The organism is Flavobacterium enshiense (genome assembly GCF_040750275.1).
Classification (GTDB): Bacteria; Bacteroidota; Bacteroidia; order Flavobacteriales; family Flavobacteriaceae; genus Flavobacterium; species Flavobacterium enshiense_B.
The window spans coordinates 417,777-441,558 of record NZ_JBDOCV010000001.1 but is presented as its reverse complement, the minus strand read 5'-3'; the positions used below and the strand labels follow the sequence as shown (position 1 = coordinate 441,558).

Here is a 23,782-nt window from a genome sequence, read left to right as displayed (position 1 = left end):
ATGAATACGCTTGGCAAACTTTATCTGATCCCCACCACTTTAGGCGAAATGAACCCTGATGAAGTTTTGCCGTTTACCATAAAACGATCCATTGACTTAATCGATTATTATATTGTTGAAAATGAGAAAACTGCGCGTCGTTTTATAAAAAGTGTTCATCCGGAAAAGAAACAGCCAGAGCTAAAATTGTTTGCCTTAAACAAGCACACTGAAGAATCCGAACATCACGACTTCATAAAACCGCTATTGGAAGGAAAAAATATGGGACTGATGAGCGAAGCAGGTTGTCCTGGCGTAGCAGACCCCGGAGCCGTTATTGTAAAGCTGGCTCACGAAAAAGGAATTCAGGTCGTACCGTTAGTTGGCCCTTCTTCAATTTTATTGGCCATTATGGCTTCCGGAATGAACGGACAGAGTTTTGCTTTTAACGGCTATCTTCCTATTGACAAATCGGACAAAAAATCGGCACTAAAGAATTTTGAAAAATTATCTTACGATAAAAATCAATCTCAATTATTCATCGAGACCCCTTATCGCAACAACAAATTAATGGAAGATTTGGTACAGATTTTACAACCCAACACCCATTTATGCGTAGCTTGTGACCTTACACTCCCAACAGAATACATCAAGACTTTAACCGTTAACCAATGGAAAAAAAACAAGGTCGATTTGCATAACCGACCTTGTATTTTCATTATCCACAAAATGTCTTAATCCAATTTTACTTTTGCTTTCGGATTAGCCAAAATGTTTGAGGTATCATATCCTCCAAATCTTTTGATATAACTTCTCAGTGAAGTTCCGAAACCGTCTGTAAAACCATTTCTGCCGTTTGAACGTAAAAAACTTTTCACCGAAGCGGCACCACCCAAATGAGCAGCTGCCAACAACCCCGATTCTGTAATACGAACTCCGTTTACAATTCGCCCATCATAACGATTAATTTCTTTTCTCAATTCCCATTTGTTTCGAGCTAAAAGTGCTTTGAATGCCTTTTCCTGCAGTCTGGGATTTCGCAAAAAGTCTGAAGTATCATAAATCCCAATTGTTCTCAAAGTACTTTTTCCAAACTGGTATTTCCCCATATAACCGAAGGTGTTTACCAATCTGTACATTCCTAAAGATTCTTTAACCGCTATGGCTTGCTTAAACCCTACATATGATTTCCCGGTAAAAGGTAAATCATAATAAACTTTTTCAGTTTCTTCTTTGGTAGGAACCAGGTAATTAATTACTTCATCATCTTCTACGTGAAAGCCTTCTAATTTTTCAGGTTCAAAGGCTTTGAAACCCGAGCTTATCAACGTAATTAAAAGTGTTAATCCTGTAAAGTAAGTCCATTTTTTCGTCATAAATTTCTGTTTCTCATACGCTGTCACCGTGATGAATTATCCGGCTACAAAGATAAGCCAGAAAATAGAAATCTGAAAATCAATAAGTTAAACTTTGTTAAAAATAGACAAAATGGCCTTTAACCCCGCCAAACTGATTGATTTCCAAAGCGGGAGCCGGCACTTTAATTGTATTAAAAACCGAGAAAAGTGTTTTTAACGTGTGAGACTTTGTAGGTATTTTAGTAAGATCAACATCAAAACTCAGATAAAACTGTCTTATTCTTCGAGTTTCCACCACAATTTCACCTGATGGAATTTCGGAACTTCCATACACCATCCCATCTGCTCCGTAACCTAACGCAAAATTAAACCATTTCGGAACAAATTTTGCCTTGGCAAAAGCATAAACATTAGCAGAAAGCCAATACGTCTGTCCGTTATAATCTTTAAGTATTTGCTCGTTCCAGCTACTCCCCAATGTATTCGGACGAAGCGCAGCATATTTAGTCGTGTGAAAAGAAAATTTCGGAATAATGCGCTGTTCTTTCCAAAGCATTTCTTGAGAAACATACAAACCAGTACCGGTTGCATTGGCCACCACATCTCCCCAAGACGCACCCCATTCTTGTGAAAAACCATCAAAAACCTCAACAACAGTAAGAAACGCAAACCCTAAGGTTGCACCATAAACCAGTTGCTGCTTTTTTTTGGCGCCACTCCAAGCTAAAGCTTCGGCACCGAATCTTCCTATGTGATAGGTGGAGAACAAATGTCCGGCCTTGTCCATTTGCAGCCAATCGTCATTATCATTTAAGAAATGGAAAGAAGATTTCGGATAATCTTTATACCAAATCTGATTTAACCCCACTAATGTCCCTCCCAAAAGAACGGATTCCGAAATGTAAACCGTATTGCTTCTTTTCAGATTAAGAGAATCGGAAGGCGACAAAAAAGATTCAATTTTACTTTGAGCATGTACAGAAAGCGATACCCACAAAAAAAGAATCGCAAGTACCTTTCTTCTGAAAAACACTTGCGATCCCATCTTATATATATTACTATACAATTTCAACAATTAACGCTGATATCCTTGTTTAGCCACCCATTCGGCATATTTTTTTGCAATCACCTGATGTTCTTCATAGGTTTTTGCAAAATCATGATACCCGAAACGCTCCACACTGGCACAGAAATACACATAATCGTGTTTCTCGGCGTTCAAAACAGCATCAACCGCTGAAATATCCGGCATAGCGATTGGCCCAGGAGGCAAACCTTTATTGATATAGGTGTTATAAGGTGAATTGATTTTTAAATCATTAAACATTACGCGCTTAATCACCGTGTCAAAATCTCCTGATCTTTCTTTTACTGCATAAATTACCGTTGGATCGGCCTGCAACAACATATCCTGCTTCAAACGGTTTAGGTAAACACCTGCCACTTTGGGACGTTCATCATTTTTAGCGGTTTCTTCATGTACAATTGCCGCCAATGTCGCCACTTCTACCGGAGTCATATTCAATGCTTTTGCTTTGGCCTGACGCTCTTCATTCCAGAACTTTCTGTATTCCTTAGCCAACTTGTCACGCAATTTAGTTGGCGATACATTCCAATAAAACTCATAGGTGTTCGGGATAAACATGGCCAAAACATTGTCTTTATTAAAACCGTTTTCAGCCATAAATGTCGAATCTGTAAAAACTTCTGTCAAGGTAAGACTATCCGGTTCTACCTGAGAAGAAATACGCTGCACCAATTTCGCAAGCGATTCCTGATTATTAAAAGCTAATTTCACAGGAACATTATGACGCAAGGAAGACACGATGCTAAAACTACTCATCCCTTTGGTTAACAAAAATTTACCCGGATTTACATTTGCGCCATAGCCTCGTCTTTCGGCAACAAAACTGAATTTGGCCATATCTGCCACATATGGTTCCATGATTTTTTTCACATCGTCATACGTGGAATTAGTAGGCACATAAACAAAAACTTCGTCCTCAGTAAATTTGGTATTTTCCGTAAACGCCTTTAAATATACTACCACACCAACAGCAGTAGCAACCAGCAATACCAGTACGGAAACAATCGAAATAAGTCTTTTTGGGTTCAAAATAATATTAGTTAGTTGGGTTAATTAATTGATATAAACCTTCGTCGGTGTAGCGGTTTTGGAATCGGATCCAATCTTTTTTTACCCCGACACATCGGAAGCCAAAAGTAGTAAAAAGGTTGATACTTGGCGCATTTTCAGTTCCGATATTTGCATACAGCTGACGCAATTGCAACTGTGAGAAAGAAAAATTGATCAGCAAACCAAGTGCTTCCTTTCCGATTCCCAGATTTCTGTTTTCTGTATTTTGAATAACTACTCCCACGCCTGCCCGTTGGTTTCTCGGATCGAAATCGAACAAATCAATCAAACCTACCACCTCATTGCTTTCATTTTTACAGATCGCCAAACGCAATTGCTTTGCCTCATAAATATCCTGTTGAGCATTTTCAAGATACTGACGAATCAGAAAACGACTGTAGGGGGTTTGGGTATTGCTCATTTCCCAGATGGATTCGTCATTTTCTATAGCATAGACAAACTCCAAGTCTTCCGGTTCAAGCGCGCGCAAATAGATTGTATTTCCTTTTAGAGTAATCAATTTATCTTCTGATTATACGTTTATTTCTCCGGAATACACAAAAGCAGCCGGGCCTTTTAAAAAAACATGTGTATAAAAACCGTTTTTCTCCGTAAAGGAAACTTCCAGAGTTCCGCCTTCCACTTTCAATTCTATGACAGAACTGTTGGTTTTTCCAGTAGCTTTCATGGCAATGGCCACAGCAGTTGCTCCGGTTCCACAGGAAAGTGTTTCATCCTCCACGCCTCTTTCATAAGTACGCAATGCAAATTTATTTTCATCCGTTTGGGAAACAAAATTGACATTACTTCCGGCTTGTCCGTACAAATCACTGTAACGGATTTTTGCTCCTTGGTTTCTTACATCGAAAATATGCAAATCTTCTACCAGTTGCACATGGTGTGGCGAGCCGGTGTTTAAAAAAACGTGGCTTTCATGCTCCTGTACCTCATCCACATCTTTCATTTGAAGTGAAACAATTCCTTCATCGTTTATGGTTGCATAATGCAAACCGTCTGTAGCAATGAATGTAGTTTCCGTATCGATAATTCCCAATCGCTTGGCAAAAGCCACTAGGCATCGTCCTCCGTTCCCACACATGGAACTTTCGTTCCCGTCTGAGTTGTAATACACCATGCGGAAATCTGTAGTTTCGTCATTTTCCAACAAAATCAATCCATCGGCTCCTATGCCAAATCGCCTGTCACACAGTCGTTCAACGAGTTTGGTATCATTTTTGGGGAAATATAAATCACGGTTATCGATCATAACAAAATCGTTTCCCGTTCCCTGATATTTGTAAAATTGGTGTTGCATCTGAATTTCAAATAAATAACAAAAATACAAATATTAATGACACGTTAAAGTGTGTTAAACAGGCGTTAAACCATTTTTTCGAATTCATGAAGTTTTTAATTTTACTGTTAAATCATTAAACTTATTTCACGTTATGAATAAATTTTCAAGCTTATTAGTCGTATCTCTGTTAAGCGGAACTATAACGCTTGGCGCATACAAATTATTTTTAGACAACAACAGTTCAAAAAGTAAACTTTCGGTAGCTTCCGATTCTTATGCAAGAAATGTAAGCCTTGGTGCTGAAAATGTTGATTTCACCACGGCCGCAGAGAACGCGATACATTATGTGGTACACGTTAAAAATGTTACGGTTTCCGAAGTTCCTTCCAATCCTATCATGGAATATTTTTACGGATACCGGGGCGGACAGCAGCAAACCCAAATCGGGACTGGTTCGGGAGTGATTATTTCAGAAGACGGCTACATTGTAACCAACAACCACGTGATACAAAATGCCACGGAACTTGAAGTTACCTTAAACAACAACAAATCCTACAAGGCAAAATTGGTAGGCACAGACAGTAAAATGGATGTCGCCCTATTAAAAGTAGATGCTGAAGAAAAATTACCTTATGCTACTTTCGGAAATTCCGACAATATGCGTGTTGGAGAATGGGTTTTAGCAGTAGGAAACCCCTATAATTTAAACTCAACAGTAACCGCAGGTATCGTATCGGCAAAAGCACGTAATTTGAGTAAAGACGGCATTCAGTCCTTCATTCAGACCGATGCAGCCGTGAATCCTGGTAACAGTGGCGGTGCATTGGTAAACACCCGCGGCGAATTAGTAGGAATCAACACTATGATCTCCTCACCAACAGGAAGTTATACCGGATATTCGTTTGCAGTACCTTCTAATATTACCCGAAAAATCATTGAAGATTTGATGGAATTCGGTAACGTACAACGCGGTGTCCTAGGTGTGGAAGGAAACGAATTGAACAGTGCCGTTTCAAAGGAATTCGGCGTGAAGCAAACCCAAGGTTTCTATGTAAATTCGGTTTCCAAAAACTCAGGGGCTGAAAAAGCAGGACTAAAACAAGGGGACATTATTGTGAGACTGGACAACCAGCAGGTTAACGGCTATACTGATTTAACATCCTACATCAACTCCAAACGACCAAACGACGTGGTACAAGTTGGTATTATTAGAAACGGAAATGAAAAAGTAGTACCGGTACGCCTCACCAAAAAAGAATTAGTAAATGTAGATTACAACGGTTTTGAATTTGAAGATTTGGACGCTGCCGACAAAAAACGCTTCCGATTGAACGAAGGCGTAAAAATCAAAGACATTTCCAATGAAGAATACAAGGAATATGCCGAAGTACTGAAAGGAAGTGTCATCCTAAGAATTGACGGTGCAAAAATAAACTCTATGGATCAGGCCTCCAGATTATTAAACTCAAAAGCAAACAATCAGAAATTTAGAGTAGAGTTGATTACACCAAGAGGGGAACACTTACAAATGTTTCTGTAACGGATTCATAACCAAATACTCAAGCCCGGTCTAACGATCGGGTTTTTTATTTATTTTTCACAAAATATTTTTCCGTAATCTGATTAAAAATCAATAATTTTGCACCAAATTTAAACAACACAAAATAACACATGAACAATTCCGCTTTATACGAAAAAGAATTGGCTTTTCAGGCAGACAGAAGAAGAGCCGGTGTAGAATTCATCAAAATTATCAGCGATTTATGGTACGATAAATCAATCGAATTGGTGCTTTTCCGTAACCAGTTGATTGACAGAAACGTAAGTGATATTATCAACTTGCACGAGTATGCAGGAGAATTCGTTCAGAAACCAATCAACGTTTTCGATTCAGTGGAAATTGCACGTGCAATCGAAGCTTTGGATTTACCACCTTCCAGAATCGATATCGGTAAATTAACGTACGAATATCATTTAGAAGACGACAAATACAACGATGCTACGGCTTTCGTTATCGACAAATTAAAAGACGCAAAAGACACATCTGAAATTAAACCTAAAGATGTTGTACTTTACGGATTCGGACGTATCGGACGTTTGTTAGCCCGTGAAATGATGGCTAAAGTTGGTAAAGGACAACAATTGCGTTTAAGAGCGATTGTAACACGTGACAAAAGTGATGCGGTTTTATTGGAAAAACGCGCTTCTTTATTGCGTTATGACTCCGTACACGGTGATTTCGAAGGTTCAGTAACTGCTGACGTTGAAAACAACGCTTTAACAATCAACGGAGCAACCGTTCACATTATTACAGCAAATTCTCCGGAAGAAATTGACTATACAGCATACGGTATCAACGATGCCTTGGTAATTGACAACACGGGTGCTTTCACTACAGAAGAGGCATTAAGCCGTCACCTAACTTCAAAAGGTGTGGATAAAGTTTTACTAACTGCTCCTGGAAAAGGTGTTCCAAACATCGTTTACGGTGTAAACCACGAAGACTACAATCCGGACGAAGTAAAAATCTATTCTGCAGCTTCTTGTACAACCAATGCAATTACCCCGGTTTTAGCTGCTGTTGAAGAAACTTTAGGCGTAGTAAAAGGACATTTGGAAACTATCCACGCATATACTAACGACCAGAATTTGGTGGACAACATGCACAAAAAATACCGCCGTGGTAGAGCCGCAGCTTTAAACATGGTAATTACCGAAACAGGTGCAGGAAGTGCTGTTGCGAAAGCGTTACCTAGCTTGGCTGGAAAACTAACTTCGAATGCGATTCGCGTACCGGTTCCAAACGGTTCCTTAGTAGTATTGAACTTAGAAGTTGGTAAAGCTGTTACAAGAGAAGACCTAAACGCAATCATGAAGCGTTATGCTTTGGAAGGCGATTTGGTAGAGCAAATCAAATATTCTTTAAATAACGAATTGGTATCTTCGGATATCGTAGGAACTTCTGCTCCTGCTATTTTCGACAGTAATGCTACGATTGTTTCCGCAGACGGTAAAAACGTGGTAATGTATGTATGGTACGACAACGAGTACGGGTACAGCCACCAAGTAATTCGTTTGGCGAAATATATTGCTAAAGTAAGACGTTACATGTACTACTAGCATTCAACTATTCAGCATATTAAAAAATCCGCTTCGAAAAATTGAGGCGGATTTTTTTTGTTACATTTGACGCTATCATCAATCCTCTTGCAATGAAAAAAGCACTCCTTTTTTTTATACTGCTTTGCAGCACAACCCTACTTACCGCTCAAAAGAAAAACACCAAAAGCACTCTGGAAACCCGACCATTCGTTTTAGGGGAAATCAGGGAAATCAACTCTAAAATTCTTTTGGAAAAAAGATCCCTAAACATTTATTTGCCTCCAGGCTACAAAGAAAACAACACCCAGAAATTTCCGGTGATTTATTTGCTTGATGGTTCGGCTGACGAAGACTTCATAAATATTGTCGGATTGGTTCATTACAACACATTCCCTTGGATTGACCGAATGCCACAATCCATCGTAGTCGGAATTGCCAATGTGGACCGCAAAAGGGATTTCACTTCACCAGCAACTTCCGAACTTCTGAAACAACACCTTCCCACGGCTGGCGGTTCGGAAAAATTCATTTCTTTTATCGAAAAAGAACTCCAGCCTTTTATCAATGAAAATTACAGAACTGACTCGGGAAATAAAACAATTATAGGCCAATCTTTAGGCGGGCTTTTAGCAACGGAGATACTCTTTAAAAAACCGCAGCTTTTCAACAAATACATCATCGTTAGCCCTAGTTTATGGTGGAACGACGGCGAACTGTTAAAACTAAACCCATCGCTTTTAAATGAAGATTTCACTTTAAAAACAGATATTTATATCGGCGTGGGAAAGGAAGGCTTAAGTCCGGTTTTCGATAATCATGTAATGGAAATCGATGCTAATATTTTATACGATAAAATCAAATACGGAAAAAGTAAATCGGTAAAGACACATTTTGATTATCTGCCGGAAGAAGATCATGCCACGGTTACAAATCCTGCCGTATTCAACGCCTTCAGGCTGCTGTATCCAAAGAAAGAAAACTGATCTCCCACTAGACCTAGTCAAAAAAAAATCCGCTTTTTTAGCGGATTATGGTTAAACCTGATAATGTCTAATTTCGCTGAACCGCCGAAACCGAAGCCAGATTTCGCATTTGTGCATCGGTAATCATTCTTTTTAAAAAAGAAGGTATCATCAAATCCAAAAACAGGAAGAACTGATTTAAAAAACCGGGGATAATGACTTCTTTTTTATTAAGCAAACCTTCAATGGCAATGGGCGCCACTTCTTCCGGATTCATGGTTGACATCCGGGTAAGCCAGTTGTTGGTTTCATTTAGCGACGTTACCGATTTATTGGTGTTCATAGGTCCGGGACAAATAACACTAACGTTAATGTATTCGGGGCTTAATTCCCTTCTTAAACTTTTTGAAAAGAAATAAATATAGGATTTGGTCGCGCCGTAAACCTGTTTTTTCATCAGATAGAAAAAGCAACAAAGACTTCCTACGTTAAGAATGTAAGACGGTGAATTGCTTCGCAACATATCCAAAAACAGATACGTCATCACAGTAGCCGTCATTACGTTTAGTTTCACCTGCTTTTGGTAAAAATCCAAACTGCCTTCTTTGAAAAGCATGGTACTTCCCAAACCTACATTATTAATCAGGATGTTAACGTTGAAATTTCGTTCTACCACTTCTGTATAAACCGCAAGGCAGTTCTCTTCAACGGAAAGATCTTTTTCAATGGCAACAGCATCAATTGCATAATTTTCTTTTAGCATATTCGCAAAACATTTAAGCTGCGTTCCGGGTAACGCTACCAGAATCAAATTCATTTTTCTGGAAGCGCATTCTACCGCCAATGCTTTTCCGAAACCTTCACTGGCTCCGGTTATTAAAGTATACACATTCGTTTTCATGATTTTTATATTTTATTTTTTAAGCAATAGTATCTTCATCATGCAACCCAACAAGCCAAAAGTTCAATAGTTGCAGGACTTTTTATTCTAAACCGATATATAATTAATTGGGTAAAGAGAACAAGTATTGTATTTTATTAACAATCCCGTTTTTACTAAGGAATTGTTTTAACAGATTGATGTATTCGTGCAGCAGAATCCGGATGGGATTACTCAGATTAACCTCGTTGGTAATCCCGTAAATTGGTTTTTCGGTTTCCTTCACATAGGTTCCGAAAAGGTGATCGTAAAGCATCAGGACACCACCATAATTCTTGTCGATATATTGAGGATTGGTGGCATGATGCACCCTGTGATTGGAAGGTGTGTTGAAAATCCAGTCCAAAACACCTAATTTACCAACCTTTTCAGTGTGTACCATAAAATTCAGGACCGCCGTAAGGGATTCAAAAAACAATATCATTTCCGGTGGGAATCCGATAAAACACAACGGCACCCAAAACAAAAAACGATAGAACAAATGCAAACAATTAATCCGGAAACCAACCGTTAAATTAAACACTTTGGAAGAATGATGCGTGACATGGGAGGCCCAAAAGAAGGCTGTTTTATGCCCCAACCAATGATAAATGTAATGGATAAAATCACAACATAAAAAACAAGCCACCCAAACGCCCCATGAAATTTCAGGTTTAAAAAATGCATAATTGTAAGCAAAGGCAAAAACACCAAAGGCAAATCCTTTCTCCAAAAAACCAGCCAAAATAAGCAACACACCTATCATCAAATTAGATTTCATGTCCTTTAATACATAATCTTCCGACTTATGCAAAATGGCTAATCCGAATTCGATACTAAAAATAACAAAGACCACAATTACTCCTATACTATCAAAACTCAACATGACTACAATTTTATTTTAAACCTATTAACCTGATACAGCCAATTTATTTTACAACCTCTTGCAAATGGGCAGAGTGCAAATAAGAAACGGTCTGCTCAAGCCCTTCTCGCAAAGGGGTAATCTGATAGCCTAATTCCCGAATAGCCTTATCACTTGAAAACACATAATTATGAAAAAGGTAATCAACCGATTGTGACGTAAAAAAAGGCCGATTCCCAAAAGTTTTATAAACAGCCCATTGTAAAAAGGCGAGTGCTTTAAAAGTGTTCTTTGAAAGCGATATGATCTGACTTTGTGTTGCAGCAATTTCCCTAAGTGTTGAGAAAAACTGCTGATAAGAAACATTGCAACCGCCCAAAATATATTTCTCTCCGCTTCTTCCTTTTCTCATCGCTAATAAATGTCCGTTTACGATATCAGCAACAAATGCGAAGCACACTTTATAATCACCTGAGCCTGGAACAATTGTAAATCCTTTTTTCAAAAACATCGTTATCACGGAATTAGCAGTCAATGCATGTGAAATAGTTCCGGGACCGTATATTTTACAAGGACTGACCACAATGGCGTCAAAACCTTTGGCTGCATGCTCAAAAATCAAATCCTCACTGGCTTTTTTAGTGGCATCGTACGCATTGTCTATTGCAATCATTCGGACACTCGCCTCATTCAAAGGTTCTTTTTCTGATGGACCAATCACACCGCAGGTACTGGTAAACACCGCTTTTTCAACACCAGTCCTTAAAGCCGTATAAAGTACATTACGGGTTCCTTCCACATTGACTTGATAGAATTCTTTATAGTTATCAATACACACACCTACTTTGGCCGCCGTATGATACACCTGCTCGCATCCTTTCATAGCCATTATTAAAACTTCTTTATCCGATAAATCACCTCTAAAAAGACGGATATTAGGATGCTGTAAAATACTTTTTGCCGCTTCTGAACGCACCAAGGCATGAACTTCATTTCCTTCATCGGCTAAAGCATGAGCTAACGTATTTCCTAAATAACCGGTGGCTCCGGTAACAAAAACTTTCATGACAATTGAATTTTAAAATTTCGCAAAAGACTTCGTAGCAATGCGCCTTCATAAGCAAATGAAAACCCAACATGAAACAATACAGCCGGCCAGAAAGAGTGAAATGCCAAACTGAAAAAGCAAACCAGTAAACCAAAAGGAACGCAGGCAAGCATTTCTTTCGTTCCACTAAAAACATGCACTAAAACATACAAAACCAAATTAACAACCAGAGCCGGTACAACGCCTAACCAATTGACACAGTAAAACAACAATAACCCGCGGAACCAAAATTCGTACGCAATCAGAAAAAGAAATCGGGCTACAAAATAGGCGACCAACGGCTTCACTGTTAATGTTATTTCATGAGTCTCGATGTTTTTTATACGTTCACCAACCTTTTTACCTTGCCAAATTGCAGTGAAAATCAACAGTGAGAAGAAAATCATCCCCATCAAAATAGTGTTTGCATTTCCAGAAGCGTCGGATTCCAATAATGCTGCAACATCCTTTTTAAACAACACTAAAGGAAGAACGCCCAACACGATTACACCTGCAAGATGGTTTCCGATTAATTGAAATGGCCGTGTAGTAAAACCGCCAAACTCATTAAACAATTTGAGGTAGCCGCCTTTATGGCTTTTCCAGCTCAATGCAAAAAATGCAGAGTAGGTAAAAAGACAAAGTAAGATTTCAGTTTTCATGATTCCTGACTTAAGGGGTTAGAATGACTTCCACGGCATATAAATTATGCTCTACTTTGATTTTGGTACAAATCCCCTTGGAGTAATAAAAACAATTTTTATTGCCGTTAGGAAATTTCAACTGATAACCGCCGTCGTTAGTTTTGACAATTCTCAGAAACCGCTGTTGTTTTTCACTGTAGACCAGATTTGCAGCTACAGGTTCTTCAAAAAACAGGGACAGCAAATTGGTATTGATGGCAGGATGCGAAAGAGTGTTCCGAATACCGTTTTCAACCATTTCATATTTATTGTTTACCAATTTGGTTTGCTTGTCTGTTTTCACTTTCCCATTGGTTTTTCTTAACTGGGAAGAAAAAATCAGTTTTCCGTTTTCAAAAGTGGATTGTTCTTTTAAATAGATGTTAACCGGCACGACCAATCTTGTTTTAATTTCAGACAACAAAGACAAATCTGATTTATGGCCTTCGGTAGATTTTTCCAGTTTCATCCAACCAATATTATCGCCTTTATACACAATTTTATAATTGTATAAGGACGCTTGCGAGAATACCATTAAAGGCATTAGGAATACTACAAATCTTGTGAAAAAATTTGCCGACAACCGGGTGGCGCATGCATTAAAAAATTCGGCGGCTTTTATGCCTGCATGCTTTCTGCCTTTCGAATACCTCTTGAGCAGTGTGTAACAAATTAGAAACAACATGACTTTGGGATTTTAAATTATACCCCAAAATTAGGTCGCTAAAACAGGAGGAATATCCGTGATTATAGGCTTTGCAGAAATCAGGACAAATTGCAAAAATCAAGACACCTGTGTGAATTGCTGTTCTTTGAAGGCAGAAGGCGTTACAGAAGTAAATTTTTTAAAGGCCGTATAAAAAGCCGATTTGGAATTAAAGCCACATTCCAGACCGATGGCTACAATAGTATAGGAAGCGTAATCGGGTTTTGTTAGATATTTTTTGACTTTTTTTACCCGCATAAAGTTGATATAATCCGAAAAATTATAACCACTTTCTTGATTAATCAAATGCGATAAAGTACTGACACTCATATCTACTTCTGACGATAATTTTTCCAGACTGAAAGAAGGATCCAGATACCGTTTGTTTTTCTCGATGTGATTTTTTACCCTTTCAAATTTATTGTCTTCTGAATACACGTGGCTCTCAACCATGTTTTTATCCTTCTCCTCAATTGCGATGGCCTCTCTGAGTTTTATCCTTTCGGACATTAACGAATAGCTATAAAATCCCTGATAACAGATCCAATACAACAAAACAGTACTGCTCAAACGCAACGGATAATAAATATACAGTTCCGGATGCATTGCCTTATCCAGATTTAACAAAATGGCACAAATCCACATCAGCATCACCAAACCACCCAGGAATATGAAATTTTTAAGCCATCGCAAGCTGTCAAAAGTCAGTACAGCCTGATACAATTCGGAACATTTAAACAACAGTACTATCGATTTTACAAAAAGAAAAACAGAATAGGACGCATTGACGATTTCCTCAATTTGAACATACCTACCGATGAGCAGTTTTTTTTCGTCATCATTAAAATAAGGCAAAAGAGCAAGACGTATCAGGAGTTGCAAAACAAAAAGACTTACGGAAATTTTGGTAAAGGATTGTAATTTTCCCTCAATCCTCAAATAATAAATCAAAAAAGCATAGAACGACGGCAGAATGAGTACATACCATGGAATTTGCAACCGTTGTATAAAAAAGGGGGCATGTTCAAAAACCGTCTCCAGTAAAAAAGCCTGAAAATTATTAAGCATTAAGAACGTCACAACGAGATTCAGGAAGATGATGGTTTTCTCTCTTCCGTTCTTCGAGCATTGTGTCGCAATGATAAATACAATGCCGAGTATAACTCCTGAAATCATTAGAAAATCGAAAAATTGTTTCATTCTAATTCGTTTAGTTAGACCCCAATTCTTATTTATCGTTGCTACAATACAACGTCTACATCACAAAGCTACACGTCTTTTTGAAACATTAAATTTAATATTTTTTTTACAAATTTTAACATAAAAACCATTCCAATTCGTGTCAATCAAAAGAGAAAAATGATAACTTCTGAATGCATATGTGTATTTTTACATCAGAAACCATATAAAAAAATGAAACTGCAACTTATTATAGAAAATGACATTTTAAAATTGCTCCCCCTGGAAGAAAACGACTTTGAAACACTTTTCAAGGTAGCTTCCGATCCGCTTATTTGGGAACAACATCCCAACAAAGACCGCTACAAAAGTGCAGTTTTCCAAACTTTTTTCGAAGGAGCGATTGTCTCTAAAGGTGCTTTTTTAATTTTGGACAAAAGAAACAATACAGCAATTGGCAGTACCCGCTTTTATAATTATGACGAAGACAACAAAAGCATATTTATCGGTTACACCTTTTACAGCAGAAGTTATTGGGGATCACAATGCAATGCTGTCGTAAAAAAAATGATGCTGGACTACATTTTTCAGTTTGTGGATAAAGTGTACTTTCACATCGGGGCGCAAAACATCCGTTCCCAAAAGGCCATTGAAAAAATTGGCGCTGAAAAAGTGCGTGAAGTAGTCGTTGCGTATCACGGAGAGCCGGATCGGTTGAATTTTGAATATGTAATAGAAAAACAAAACTGGACTAGTTGAGTACTCTGTTTATCTGCACAAAACGTTTTGCATAATACGGCTCTTTAGTAGAGGAAATAATTACTCCTGAACTGGTGGAGGAATGAATAAATTTAATTTCATCTTCCAATACTTCTGTAACCATGCCTACATGGCCTACCCACCTTCCACGAGTAGCAAAGAAAATCAAGTCCCCTTTTTGTGCCTGACTACGATCTATTTTAACACCGGAATTAGCTGCCATATCTGAAGAAGATCTTGGCAAAGTCATTTCAATATTCCTGAAAGTTGTAAACATTAATCCAGAGCAGTCAAAACCGTTTCTGTCAGTACCCCCACCACGGTAACGCACTCCCAGATTCTCCGAAGCTTTAGCAATTAAAAAGTCGGCTTTCATGGCAGCATCTGCGGATAATGGCAATACGTCAACTTTAGTTTCCGCAACAGTTTCATCGGACGTTGAAGCCATATCTTTAGTATCATCGGAAGCAACAACCTCCTTAACAATAGTTTTTACTTCTTCATTTTTGGAAACGCCTCTAATCGTGAGATGCTGCCCAACGTCTAAACCGTTTACAATCTGCGGATTTAATCTTTCCAGCTCTGCGATGGTTATTCCGTAACGTTTTGAAATACCATATTTCGTTTCTTTAGACAACACTTCATGCATCACTGACATTGCTGTTTGATCATCTGCTACCGGGATGATTTCCTCTTTTTTACTGTTTTCAATATCCTTCTTACGTTCTGTTTTTGCTTTTTTCTCGTTAGACACAACCTCTTCAGTACCCGGAATAAATACTACATCTTTAACATCTAATTTGTTATTTTCCACTTGTGGATTGGCTTTTTTCAAATCGTCTACGGATACATTGTATTTTTTAGCAATTACATAAAATGATTCTCCTGAAGCCACAACGTGTTTCTGCAACTTACCTTGCTGCTTGATGATTTTAGTATTTTCAGCTTTTGATAATTTTTCCTCAGCTTGTTTTTTCACACCTTTTGGCAATGCTAACAACTCACCCAACTGTAGATTATCCGAATCTAATTGCGGATTGGCTTCGCGGATTTTATCAATAGAAGTGTCGTACTTTTTGGCAATGGTATACAGTGATTCGCCAGGCTCTACCTTATGAGAAGGTCCTTTAGGCACAACCTTCGATTTCTTCTCTTCTGTTTTTTTCTTGGAAGTTTTAGGAATGAAAAGCACCATATCCAATTGCAACAATCCTTTTGCTTTGGGGTTCATTTCGAAAATTTCAGCTTCAGTGACATTGTATTTTTTTGCAATACTGTAAACCGATTCACCACTTACCACGGAATGCTTAATTTTCTCCTGTGACAAGGCAGCGGTTGAAAGAAACAAAAAAAACACTGTAAATAATCTGAAAAATTTCATCTGCTTATAAATTGTAAAAGAATTTGGATGGCAATTTGCGTAACGTTGGGCAAGATAAAAAACTCCCGACAGAAGCGGGAGTTTTTTAACTATTTATTTTGTTTTATGATATCATCCAGCAATTTTCTGAAGTTCTCCGAATTCCAATTGGCTACTCCGGAATGATCAACCGTTACCCGACCACTTTTTGTAATAAGGTACGTTCTTGGTGCTTTCTCAAGTACAATAGTTTTTAAAGGCGTGCTTCCCGAATAAAAAACCGGAAACACATAACCCTTTTCCTTCAAAAATTTATTGACATCCTGTTGCGAATCTTTAGTAACAAAGATGAAATAAATATCATTTTTATAATCGTCATACAGTTTTGCCCACTGTTTAAGCTCCTCCACAGATTCCTTAGAATTTGGTGACCAGTAATTAACAATCACATTTCTGTTCATATATTCAACAAAAGACATGACGGTTCCTTTTGACCCTATCAGCCTCCAGTTATACGAAAATATAGGAACTTGTTTTTCAAAAGCAATTGAAGTTGGCTCAGGCAAATCGGAACCGAAAAACGCATCCTGAATTTTTTCACGCATAAAAAATGTAATAACAGCAATGGCAATAACACTTATAAGTAGGACTCTTTTCATTATTTTTTTATTAAGACTGTAAATATAAAACTTCTCATTTGTTTCAACAAAAAACGTCCCTTGCAAGGGACGTTTTTTTGTGACTATTTTTACAAAATTACGCTTTACCAGCCGCAATCAAGTTCAAAGCCGAGCCAGCAATAAACCAACCAATCTGACCTTCGTTGTACGTGTGATTTGCTATGATTACATCTTTAGAACCATCCGCATGGATAAATTCTAACGTTAATGGTTTTCCAGGTGCAAATTCAGTCAAGTCCAAAAAGTTGATCGTATCGTTTTCCTGGATTTTATCATAATCAGCTTCGTTAGCAAAGGTTAACGCTAACATTCCTTGCTTTTTCAGGTTGGTTTCATGGATACGCGCGAACGATTTCACCAATACCGCTTTCACTCCTAAAAAACGAGGTTCCATCGCCGCATGCTCACGGGAAGAACCTTCTCCATAGTTATGATCACCCACCACGATCGATGAAATCCCAGCCGCTTTATAAGCTCTTTGTACTTTGGGCACCTCGTCGTAAGCACCTGTTAACTGGTTTTTCACAGAATTCGCTTTTGCGTTGAAAGCATTTTCGGCACCAATAAGCATGTTGTTGGAAATATTATCCAAGTGACCGCGAAAACGCAACCAAGGACCTGCCATAGAAATGTGATCAGTAGTGCATTTTCCGAAAGCTTTGATCAACAATTTTGCGCCTGTTATATTTTGACCGTCCCATGCAGGGAAAGGCGCTAACAATTGTAAACGATCCGAAGTTGGAGAAACCACGACCTGAACGGAAGAACCATCAGCAGCAGGTGCCTGGAAACCGGCATCTTCCACATCAAATCCTTTGGTTGGTAATTCATCCCCTACCGGCGCCTGTAATCGCACTTCTTCTCCTTTATCATTTAACAACGTATCAGTAATAGGGTTGAAATCCAAACGACCGGAAATTGCTAAAGCCGCTACCATTTCCGGAGAGGTTACAAAAGCGTGGGTGTTCGGATTACCGTCCGCTCTTTTGGAGAAATTACGGTTGAAGGAATGAACGATCGTGTTTTTTTCCTGTTTATCGGCTCCTGCTCTGTCCCATTGTCCGATACAAGGCCCACAAGCATTCGTAAACACTTTGGTTCCCATTTTCTCGAACGTCGCAATGATACCATCTCGCTCAATCGTATAACGGATTTGTTCCGAACCCGGGTTGATCCCGAATTCCGCTTTGGGAGTGATGCCGTGCGCAACTGCTTGTTCAACAATCGATGCCGCTCTGGACATATCTTCATAGGAAGAGTTCGTACACGACCCTATCAAGCCCCACTCTATTTTTATGGGCCACCCGTTAGCTGCTGCCTCCGCTTTCATTTTAGAAACAGGAGTTCCTCTGTCTGGTGTAAAAGGTCCATTGATGTGTGGCTCTAATTCGGATAAATTGATTTCGATTAATTGATCAAAATATTGTTCTGGATTAGCATAAACCTCAGCATCGGCAGTTAAATAAGATGCTACTCTATCGGCTGCGTTTACCACATCCTGACGACCGGTAGCCGCTAAATAGCGTCTCATGGAATCATCGTAACCGAAAGTGGAAGTCGTTGCTCCGATTTCCGCACCCATATTACAGATGGTTCCTTTTCCCGTACACGACATTGACTCGGCACCTTCACCGAAATATTCCACAATAGCGCCCGTTCCTCCTTTTACTGTAAGGATATCGGCCACTTTAAGGATAACGTCTTTTGGAGCCGTCCATCCGTTTAATTTTCCAGTCAATTTAACCCCGATCAGTTTCGGAAATTTTAGTTCCCAAGACATACCGGACATTACATCTACGGCATCGGCACCACCAACTCCGATAGCCAACATTCCTAACCCGCCGGCATTCACCGTGTGTGAGTCTGTTCCAATCATCATTCCTCCGGGGAAGGCATAATTCTCCAATACAATTTGGTGAATAATCCCTGAACCTGGTTTCCAGAATCCGATTCCGTATTTATTCGATACCGAAGACAGAAAATCGAAAACTTCTTTCGACTGTGTATTGGCTACTTGCAAATCTGTAGCTGCCCCAACTTTCGCCTGAATCAAGTGGTCACAGTGTACCGTTGTTGGAACAGCCACTTTGCTTTTACCTGCATGCATGAACTGCAATAACGCCATCTGTGCCGTGGCATCCTGACAAGCTACTCTGTCCGGAGCAAAATCTACATAATCTTTACCTCTTGTAAATGCTTGAGAAGGAGTTCCTTCCCATAAGTGAGAATACAAAATCTTTTCCGACAAAGTAAGCGGACGTCCCACCAATTCACGTGCTTTGTCTACACGAGAAGCCATAGTCGCGTAAACTTTTTCGATCATTTCTATATCAAAAGCCATACTATTTAAATAATTATGTTGTTGTTATTTTAATCATACAATTTACGAAAAAATAGATTAGCTAGAATAAAAAAAGCCTAAGTAATAAACTTAGACTTTTGAATTTCAATCAACTAATCGTATGATTATTTTGCTAACAGTTTGTGAGAAGGCGCGAACTTAGTCAAGTTGATCCCTTCTACGGCAGCAGTATATTCTTCCATTGTTGGTGTTCTACCAAGAATTGTAGACAATACTACAACCGGAGTAGATGAAAGCAACGATTCTCCTTTTTTCTCTGCAGAATCTTCCACTACACGACCTTGGAAAAGACGCGTAGAAGTTGCCATAACTGTATCTCCTTTTGCTGCTTTTTCCTGGTTACCCATACAAAGGTTACAACCCGGACGCTCTAAGTACAACATGTTTTCGTATTCAGTACGCGCAGCTCCTTTTGGTGCATCGTCGTTAAATTCGAAACCGGAGTATCTTTGCAAAACTTCCCAGTCGCCCTCAGCTTTCAATTCGTCTACGATGTTGTATGTTGGTGGAGCAACAACCAATGGCGCGTTAAATTTAACTTCTCCTTTTTGCGCTTCCACGTTCTTAAGCATTTGCGCCAAAATTTTCATGTCGCCTTTGTGAACCATACAAGATCCGATAAATCCAAGATCTACTTTTTTCACGCCACCGTAGAACGAAAGCGGTCGGATTGTATCGTGAGTATATCGTTTAGAAACATCGGCATTGTTTACATCCGGATCGGCGATCATCGGCTCGGCGATTTGATCTAAATCCACCACAACTTCTGCATAATATTTAGCATTAGCATCTGGAGTCAAGGCTGGTTTTTCACCGGATTTAATTTCAGCAATACGCTTGTTTGCTTTGTCGATTAAGCCTTTCAACACTTGTTTCGCGTTATCCATGCCTTTGTCGATCATGATCTGGATTCTTCCTTTTGCAATCTCTAAGGATTCGATCAAGGTAGCATCTTCAGAAATACAGATCGAAGCTTTGGCTTTCATTTCCGCAGTCCAATCTGTAAAAGTAAAGGCCTGGTCGGCAGTAAGGGTACCGATATGCACCTCGATAATTCTACCCTGGAATACGTTTTCACCGCCAAATTGCTTAAGCATTTGAGATTGCGTAGCGTGAACTACATCACGGAAATCCATATAACCTTTCATATCGCCTTTGAAAGTTACTTTTACTGACTCTGGAATTGGCATAGAAGCTTCTCCAGTAGCTAAAGCAAGAGCAACGGTTCCTGAATCGGCACCGAAAGCTACCCCTTTTGACATTCTGGTATGCGAGTCTCCACCGATGATGATTGCCCACTCGTCGATAGTGATATCGTTAAGTACTTTATGGATTACATCGGTCATGGAATGGTAAACACCTTTCGGGTCACGCGCTGTGATAAGGCCGAAATCGTTCATGAATTTCATTAATTTCGGAATATTCGTTTGTGCTTTTTTATCCCAAACCGAAGCCGTGTGACAACCCGATTGGTATGCCCCGTCAACGATTGGCGAAATTACGGTAGCCGCCATAGATTCCAATTCCTGAGCCGTCATTAGTCCAGTAGTATCTTGTGAACCTACAATGTTAACTTCTACACGAACATCAGATCCGGCGTGCAATACTTTTCCCGGTGTATTCCCAACGGCATTTCTGTTGAAAATCTTCTCCACAGCCGTTAAGCCTTGACCTTCATGAGAAACCTCTTTTGAAGGCGCAAATACAACCGGGGCTTGAACCCCAAGAGTTTCTGCTGCAAAAGTTTGGATTTTTTTACCGAACACAATTGCATAGGATCCACCCGCTTTGATAAATTCCATTTTCTGAGGCGTAAATGCCTTAGCAATGTCGATCAATTCTTTATCTCCGTTGTATAATTTTTTTGTTTTTGTATTAATGGTAAGAACCGTTCCTGTAGCTACAGAATACGCTTGTTCCAAAACAGGTTCACCATTTTCGTTACGAACCAATTCTCCATTTGCATCTGTTTTCTTCACCCAGTTTTTAAGGTCAAGACCAATACCTCCGGTAACATCCACAGTTGTTAAGAAAATTGGTGAAATACCATTTGTTCCTCCAACAATCGGAGCGATATTTACAAACGGAACATATGGACTGGCTTGCTTTCCTGTCCAAAGTGCCACATTGTTTACACCTGACATACGAGAAGAACCTACACCCATCGTACCTTTTTCGGCAATTAACATCACACTTGCATCGGGATGTTGCGCTTGCAAGGCTTTAATTTCTTCTTGTGCCTGAGGCGTGATCATACATTTTCCGTGCAATTCACGATCAGAACGCGAGTGTGCTTGGTTACCTGGAGAAAGCAAATCGGTTGAAATGTCACCTTCACCTGCGATATAGGTAACCACTTTAATTTCTTCAGCAACTTCCGGAAGTTTTGTAAAGAATTCCGCTTTGGCGTAACTTTCAAGGATTTCTTTTGCAATAGCGTTACCCGCTTGGAACGCTTCTTTCAAACGAGCGGTGTCTGCATCGTAAAGAAAAACTTGTGTTTTAAGCACATCGGCAGCTTCTTTTGCAATCGCAGCATCATTCCCTAAAGCTAAATCAAGCAATACTTCGATGGAAGGACCACCTTTCATATGCGACAACAATTCAAATGCAAAAGCAGGAGTAATTTCGTTAACTAGGGATTCTCCAAGAATAATTTCTTTTAAAAATTCAGCTTTAACACCAGCCGCAGGAGTAGTTCCCGGCAACGCATTATAAATAAAGAAATTCAGAGAATCTGCTCTATATTCATTATTAACATCTTTGATTTGCGCAATGATTTCACTTAATAGTTCTGCACCATCGATTGGTTTTGGATGAAGGCCCTGCTCTTTGCGCTCTTCAATCTCTTTAAGATAATCTTTATAAATACTCATTTTCAATATTATTAACCATAACCTTGAAAGGCTATGCTATTACTAGTTTGTTTTAAAAAGTTGCACAAATTTAACCAATCCCAACGAAATTAAAAAATATTTAGCATTTCATTAATTTCAAAAGAATATTATTTATAAAGATTCTATTTTAATGAATATATTTCACCAAAACCAATAAAAAGATTAATTATTTTACGAATTCCTAATTTTTGAAAAATATTTTATCGATTTCGAAAAAAACAGAAGTCAAAACTAACAATTTGGCAGTTTTTAAAATTTGTCACGTAAAGCCATCATCGGTTTTTCATAAAACCTGTAAAGCAAAAATGAAACCGAAAGCGTAACAAAAAGATAAACAACGACCAATACTGCAGTTGGTAATTTAAGTGCAAAAGTATCCGTAAAAAACTTAAAGACCACACTCATAATAGAATAATGCACCAAATAGACCGCATAGGAAATCTTACTGAGAAAAGTAATAAAACGTCCAAAAAAATTATCCGAAGCCGTCCAAAAAGCAAAAAAAGGAAGCGCAAACGCAAACGTTAAAGAAGACAGTGTAAAATAGAACACATGAAAATAAACAGCACTCGAAAGAATATCCACGCCCATGAGATTCAACACCACAAACTGTAAGACGAATAGATGGGCCGAAACGATGAACAAATAAACCGCTATTTTCTTCAAAATTTCTTTGTAATAAAAATGCATCCAAGCCACCAAAAAACCCATCACAATGGCATCGAACCGGAGCACCACAATCGCTTTAAAATCAGTATTCCAAACAAGCATATCTGAAGTTCGACCGCTCAAAAGATAACCATACCGCAAGAGATGTGACAACACAACTACCAGCAGACAAACCAACAAAAAACCCAGTTTTATATTCCTTCTGAAAATCTTCCAACCCAAAAACAACAAAGACGGCATCAGTAAATACGTCCATTCTTCCACAGACAAACTCCAGGATTCCGGAAAGATAGTGATGGCATTTTTATTGAAATTCTGAATAAAAAGAAAATAGCGCCACAATCCCTCCTTCGAATACCCTAACCAAACAGCAAGAAAAACATTGAGCAGCAAAGCCAAATAATACAACGGCAAAGTTCTGAACCATCTGCGTTTGAAAAAGATAAAAACATCTGAAACTGTTACTGTATCTTTCTGAAACATCCGCAACAATATACCACCAATCAGAAAACCGCTCAACACAAAAAAAAGTTCCACCCCGGCATACCCGAATAAACCACTAAACGAAATCAGTAAGGGATTCTGAATCCCGGCTACATAATACAGATGTGAAAACAACACAAAAGAAATAGCCGTTGCTCTAACGAAATCCAGTCCGAATATCCGGGCTGTTTTTTGGTTTTCTACTTTCATTTATAGTACATTTGTTTGGAATACAATCGGCTATGCGCAATCGGTCAAATATATACAAATATTTACTTTTTACTTTTATACTTTCCTC

Annotated in this window: 21 protein-coding genes; 5 read left to right on the top strand and 16 right to left on the bottom strand. The window is 38.8% G+C overall.

Going from position 1 to position 23,782, the window contains the following annotated elements:
• Complete coding sequence (locus ABGT15_RS02015; protein ID WP_367229736.1) at positions 1-717, top strand: SAM-dependent methyltransferase; 717 nt, start codon at positions 1-3, stop codon at positions 715-717.
• Here the strand turns inward: ABGT15_RS02015 and ABGT15_RS02010 are convergent.
• The 5 genes from ABGT15_RS02010 to dapF form a co-directional block, all read right to left on the bottom strand.
• Positions 714-1,355, bottom strand: a complete 642-nt coding sequence (locus ABGT15_RS02010; RefSeq protein WP_367229735.1) for a peptidoglycan-binding protein LysM — start codon at positions 1,353-1,355, stop codon at positions 714-716. The genes ABGT15_RS02015 and ABGT15_RS02010 overlap by 4 nt on opposite strands.
• Positions 1,356-1,452: 97 nt before the next feature.
• Positions 1,453-2,382, bottom strand: coding sequence for a DUF2279 domain-containing protein (locus ABGT15_RS02005; RefSeq protein ID WP_367229734.1), 930 nt, complete (start codon positions 2,380-2,382; stop codon positions 1,453-1,455).
• Positions 2,383-2,412: 30 nt separating this feature from the next.
• Positions 2,413-3,453, bottom strand: coding sequence for an endolytic transglycosylase MltG (mltG, locus tag ABGT15_RS02000; RefSeq protein WP_367229733.1), 1,041 nt, complete (start codon positions 3,451-3,453; stop codon positions 2,413-2,415).
• A gap of 7 nt (positions 3,454-3,460) precedes the next feature.
• Complete coding sequence (locus ABGT15_RS01995) at positions 3,461-3,994, bottom strand: GNAT family N-acetyltransferase (RefSeq protein ID WP_367229732.1); 534 nt, start codon at positions 3,992-3,994, stop codon at positions 3,461-3,463.
• A 12-nt stretch (positions 3,995-4,006) separates the two neighbouring features.
• Complete coding sequence (dapF, locus tag ABGT15_RS01990; RefSeq protein ID WP_367229731.1) at positions 4,007-4,789, bottom strand: diaminopimelate epimerase; 783 nt, start codon at positions 4,787-4,789, stop codon at positions 4,007-4,009.
• 133 nt (positions 4,790-4,922) lie between these two features.
• On the opposite strand from dapF, the gene ABGT15_RS01985 reads away from it, so the two are divergent.
• From ABGT15_RS01985 to ABGT15_RS01975, 3 genes are all read left to right on the top strand, one after another.
• Positions 4,923-6,311 carry a S1C family serine protease gene (locus ABGT15_RS01985; protein WP_367229730.1) on the top strand — a complete coding sequence of 463 codons (1,389 nt, stop codon included), beginning with the start codon at positions 4,923-4,925 and terminating at the stop codon, positions 6,309-6,311.
• Between the two features lie 131 nt (positions 6,312-6,442).
• Positions 6,443-7,891 carry a glyceraldehyde-3-phosphate dehydrogenase gene (locus ABGT15_RS01980; RefSeq protein WP_367229729.1) on the top strand — a complete coding sequence of 483 codons (1,449 nt, stop codon included), beginning with the start codon at positions 6,443-6,445 and terminating at the stop codon, positions 7,889-7,891.
• Positions 7,892-7,983: 92 nt separating this feature from the next.
• Complete coding sequence (locus ABGT15_RS01975) at positions 7,984-8,856, top strand: alpha/beta hydrolase (RefSeq protein WP_367229728.1); 873 nt, start codon at positions 7,984-7,986, stop codon at positions 8,854-8,856.
• A 67-nt stretch (positions 8,857-8,923) separates the two neighbouring features.
• On the opposite strand, the gene ABGT15_RS01970 is transcribed toward ABGT15_RS01975, so the two are convergent.
• The 6 genes from ABGT15_RS01970 to ABGT15_RS01945 form a co-directional block, all read right to left on the bottom strand.
• Entirely contained in the window at positions 8,924-9,736 is an 813-nt protein-coding gene (locus ABGT15_RS01970) for an SDR family NAD(P)-dependent oxidoreductase (protein WP_367229727.1), read from the bottom strand.
• Positions 9,737-9,839: 103 nt separating this feature from the next.
• Positions 9,840-10,640 carry a sterol desaturase family protein gene (locus ABGT15_RS01965; RefSeq protein ID WP_367229726.1) on the bottom strand — a complete coding sequence of 267 codons (801 nt, stop codon included), beginning with the start codon at positions 10,638-10,640 and terminating at the stop codon, positions 9,840-9,842.
• A 43-nt stretch (positions 10,641-10,683) separates the two neighbouring features.
• A complete protein-coding gene (locus tag ABGT15_RS01960) occupies positions 10,684-11,685 on the bottom strand; it encodes an NAD-dependent epimerase/dehydratase family protein (protein ID WP_367229725.1) in 1,002 nt (333 codons plus the stop codon).
• The gene (locus tag ABGT15_RS01955) at positions 11,682-12,368 is read right to left on the bottom strand and encodes a CPBP family glutamic-type intramembrane protease (RefSeq protein ID WP_367229724.1); all 687 of its coding nucleotides are present in this window, start codon (positions 12,366-12,368) and stop codon (positions 11,682-11,684) included. The genes ABGT15_RS01960 and ABGT15_RS01955 overlap by 4 nt, the downstream gene beginning before the upstream one ends.
• A 10-nt stretch (positions 12,369-12,378) precedes the next feature.
• Positions 12,379-12,933 (bottom strand): DUF6134 family protein, encoded by a 555-nt coding sequence (locus ABGT15_RS01950; RefSeq protein WP_367229723.1) that lies wholly within the window; start codon positions 12,931-12,933, stop codon positions 12,379-12,381.
• Positions 12,934-13,173: 240 nt separating this feature from the next.
• Positions 13,174-14,295, bottom strand: coding sequence for a helix-turn-helix domain-containing protein (locus tag ABGT15_RS01945; RefSeq protein ID WP_367229722.1), 1,122 nt, complete (start codon positions 14,293-14,295; stop codon positions 13,174-13,176).
• A 213-nt stretch (positions 14,296-14,508) separates the two neighbouring features.
• Between ABGT15_RS01945 and ABGT15_RS01940 the strand changes: the two genes are divergently transcribed.
• Entirely contained in the window at positions 14,509-15,033 is a 525-nt protein-coding gene (locus ABGT15_RS01940) for a GNAT family N-acetyltransferase (RefSeq protein WP_367229721.1), read from the top strand.
• Here the strand turns inward: ABGT15_RS01940 and ABGT15_RS01935 are convergent.
• From ABGT15_RS01935 to ABGT15_RS01915, 5 genes are all read right to left on the bottom strand, one after another.
• Positions 15,026-16,414, bottom strand: coding sequence for a LysM peptidoglycan-binding domain-containing protein (locus tag ABGT15_RS01935; protein ID WP_367229720.1), 1,389 nt, complete (start codon positions 16,412-16,414; stop codon positions 15,026-15,028). The two genes, ABGT15_RS01940 and ABGT15_RS01935, sit on opposite strands and share 8 nt — an antisense overlap.
• Before the next feature lie 89 nt (positions 16,415-16,503).
• Positions 16,504-17,052: a TlpA family protein disulfide reductase gene (locus tag ABGT15_RS01930; protein WP_367229719.1), complete on the bottom strand. Its 549-nt coding sequence runs from the start codon at positions 17,050-17,052 to the stop codon at positions 16,504-16,506.
• A gap of 97 nt (positions 17,053-17,149) precedes the next feature.
• Positions 17,150-19,414: an aconitate hydratase gene (locus ABGT15_RS01925; protein ID WP_367229718.1), complete on the bottom strand. Its 2,265-nt coding sequence runs from the start codon at positions 19,412-19,414 to the stop codon at positions 17,150-17,152.
• Positions 19,415-19,539: 125 nt separating this feature from the next.
• The gene (locus ABGT15_RS01920; protein WP_367229717.1) at positions 19,540-22,311 is read right to left on the bottom strand and encodes a bifunctional aconitate hydratase 2/2-methylisocitrate dehydratase; all 2,772 of its coding nucleotides are present in this window, start codon (positions 22,309-22,311) and stop codon (positions 19,540-19,542) included.
• A gap of 270 nt (positions 22,312-22,581) precedes the next feature.
• Entirely contained in the window at positions 22,582-23,694 is a 1,113-nt protein-coding gene (locus ABGT15_RS01915; RefSeq protein ID WP_367229716.1) for an acyltransferase family protein, read from the bottom strand.
• Positions 23,695-23,782 lie beyond the last annotated feature (88 nt).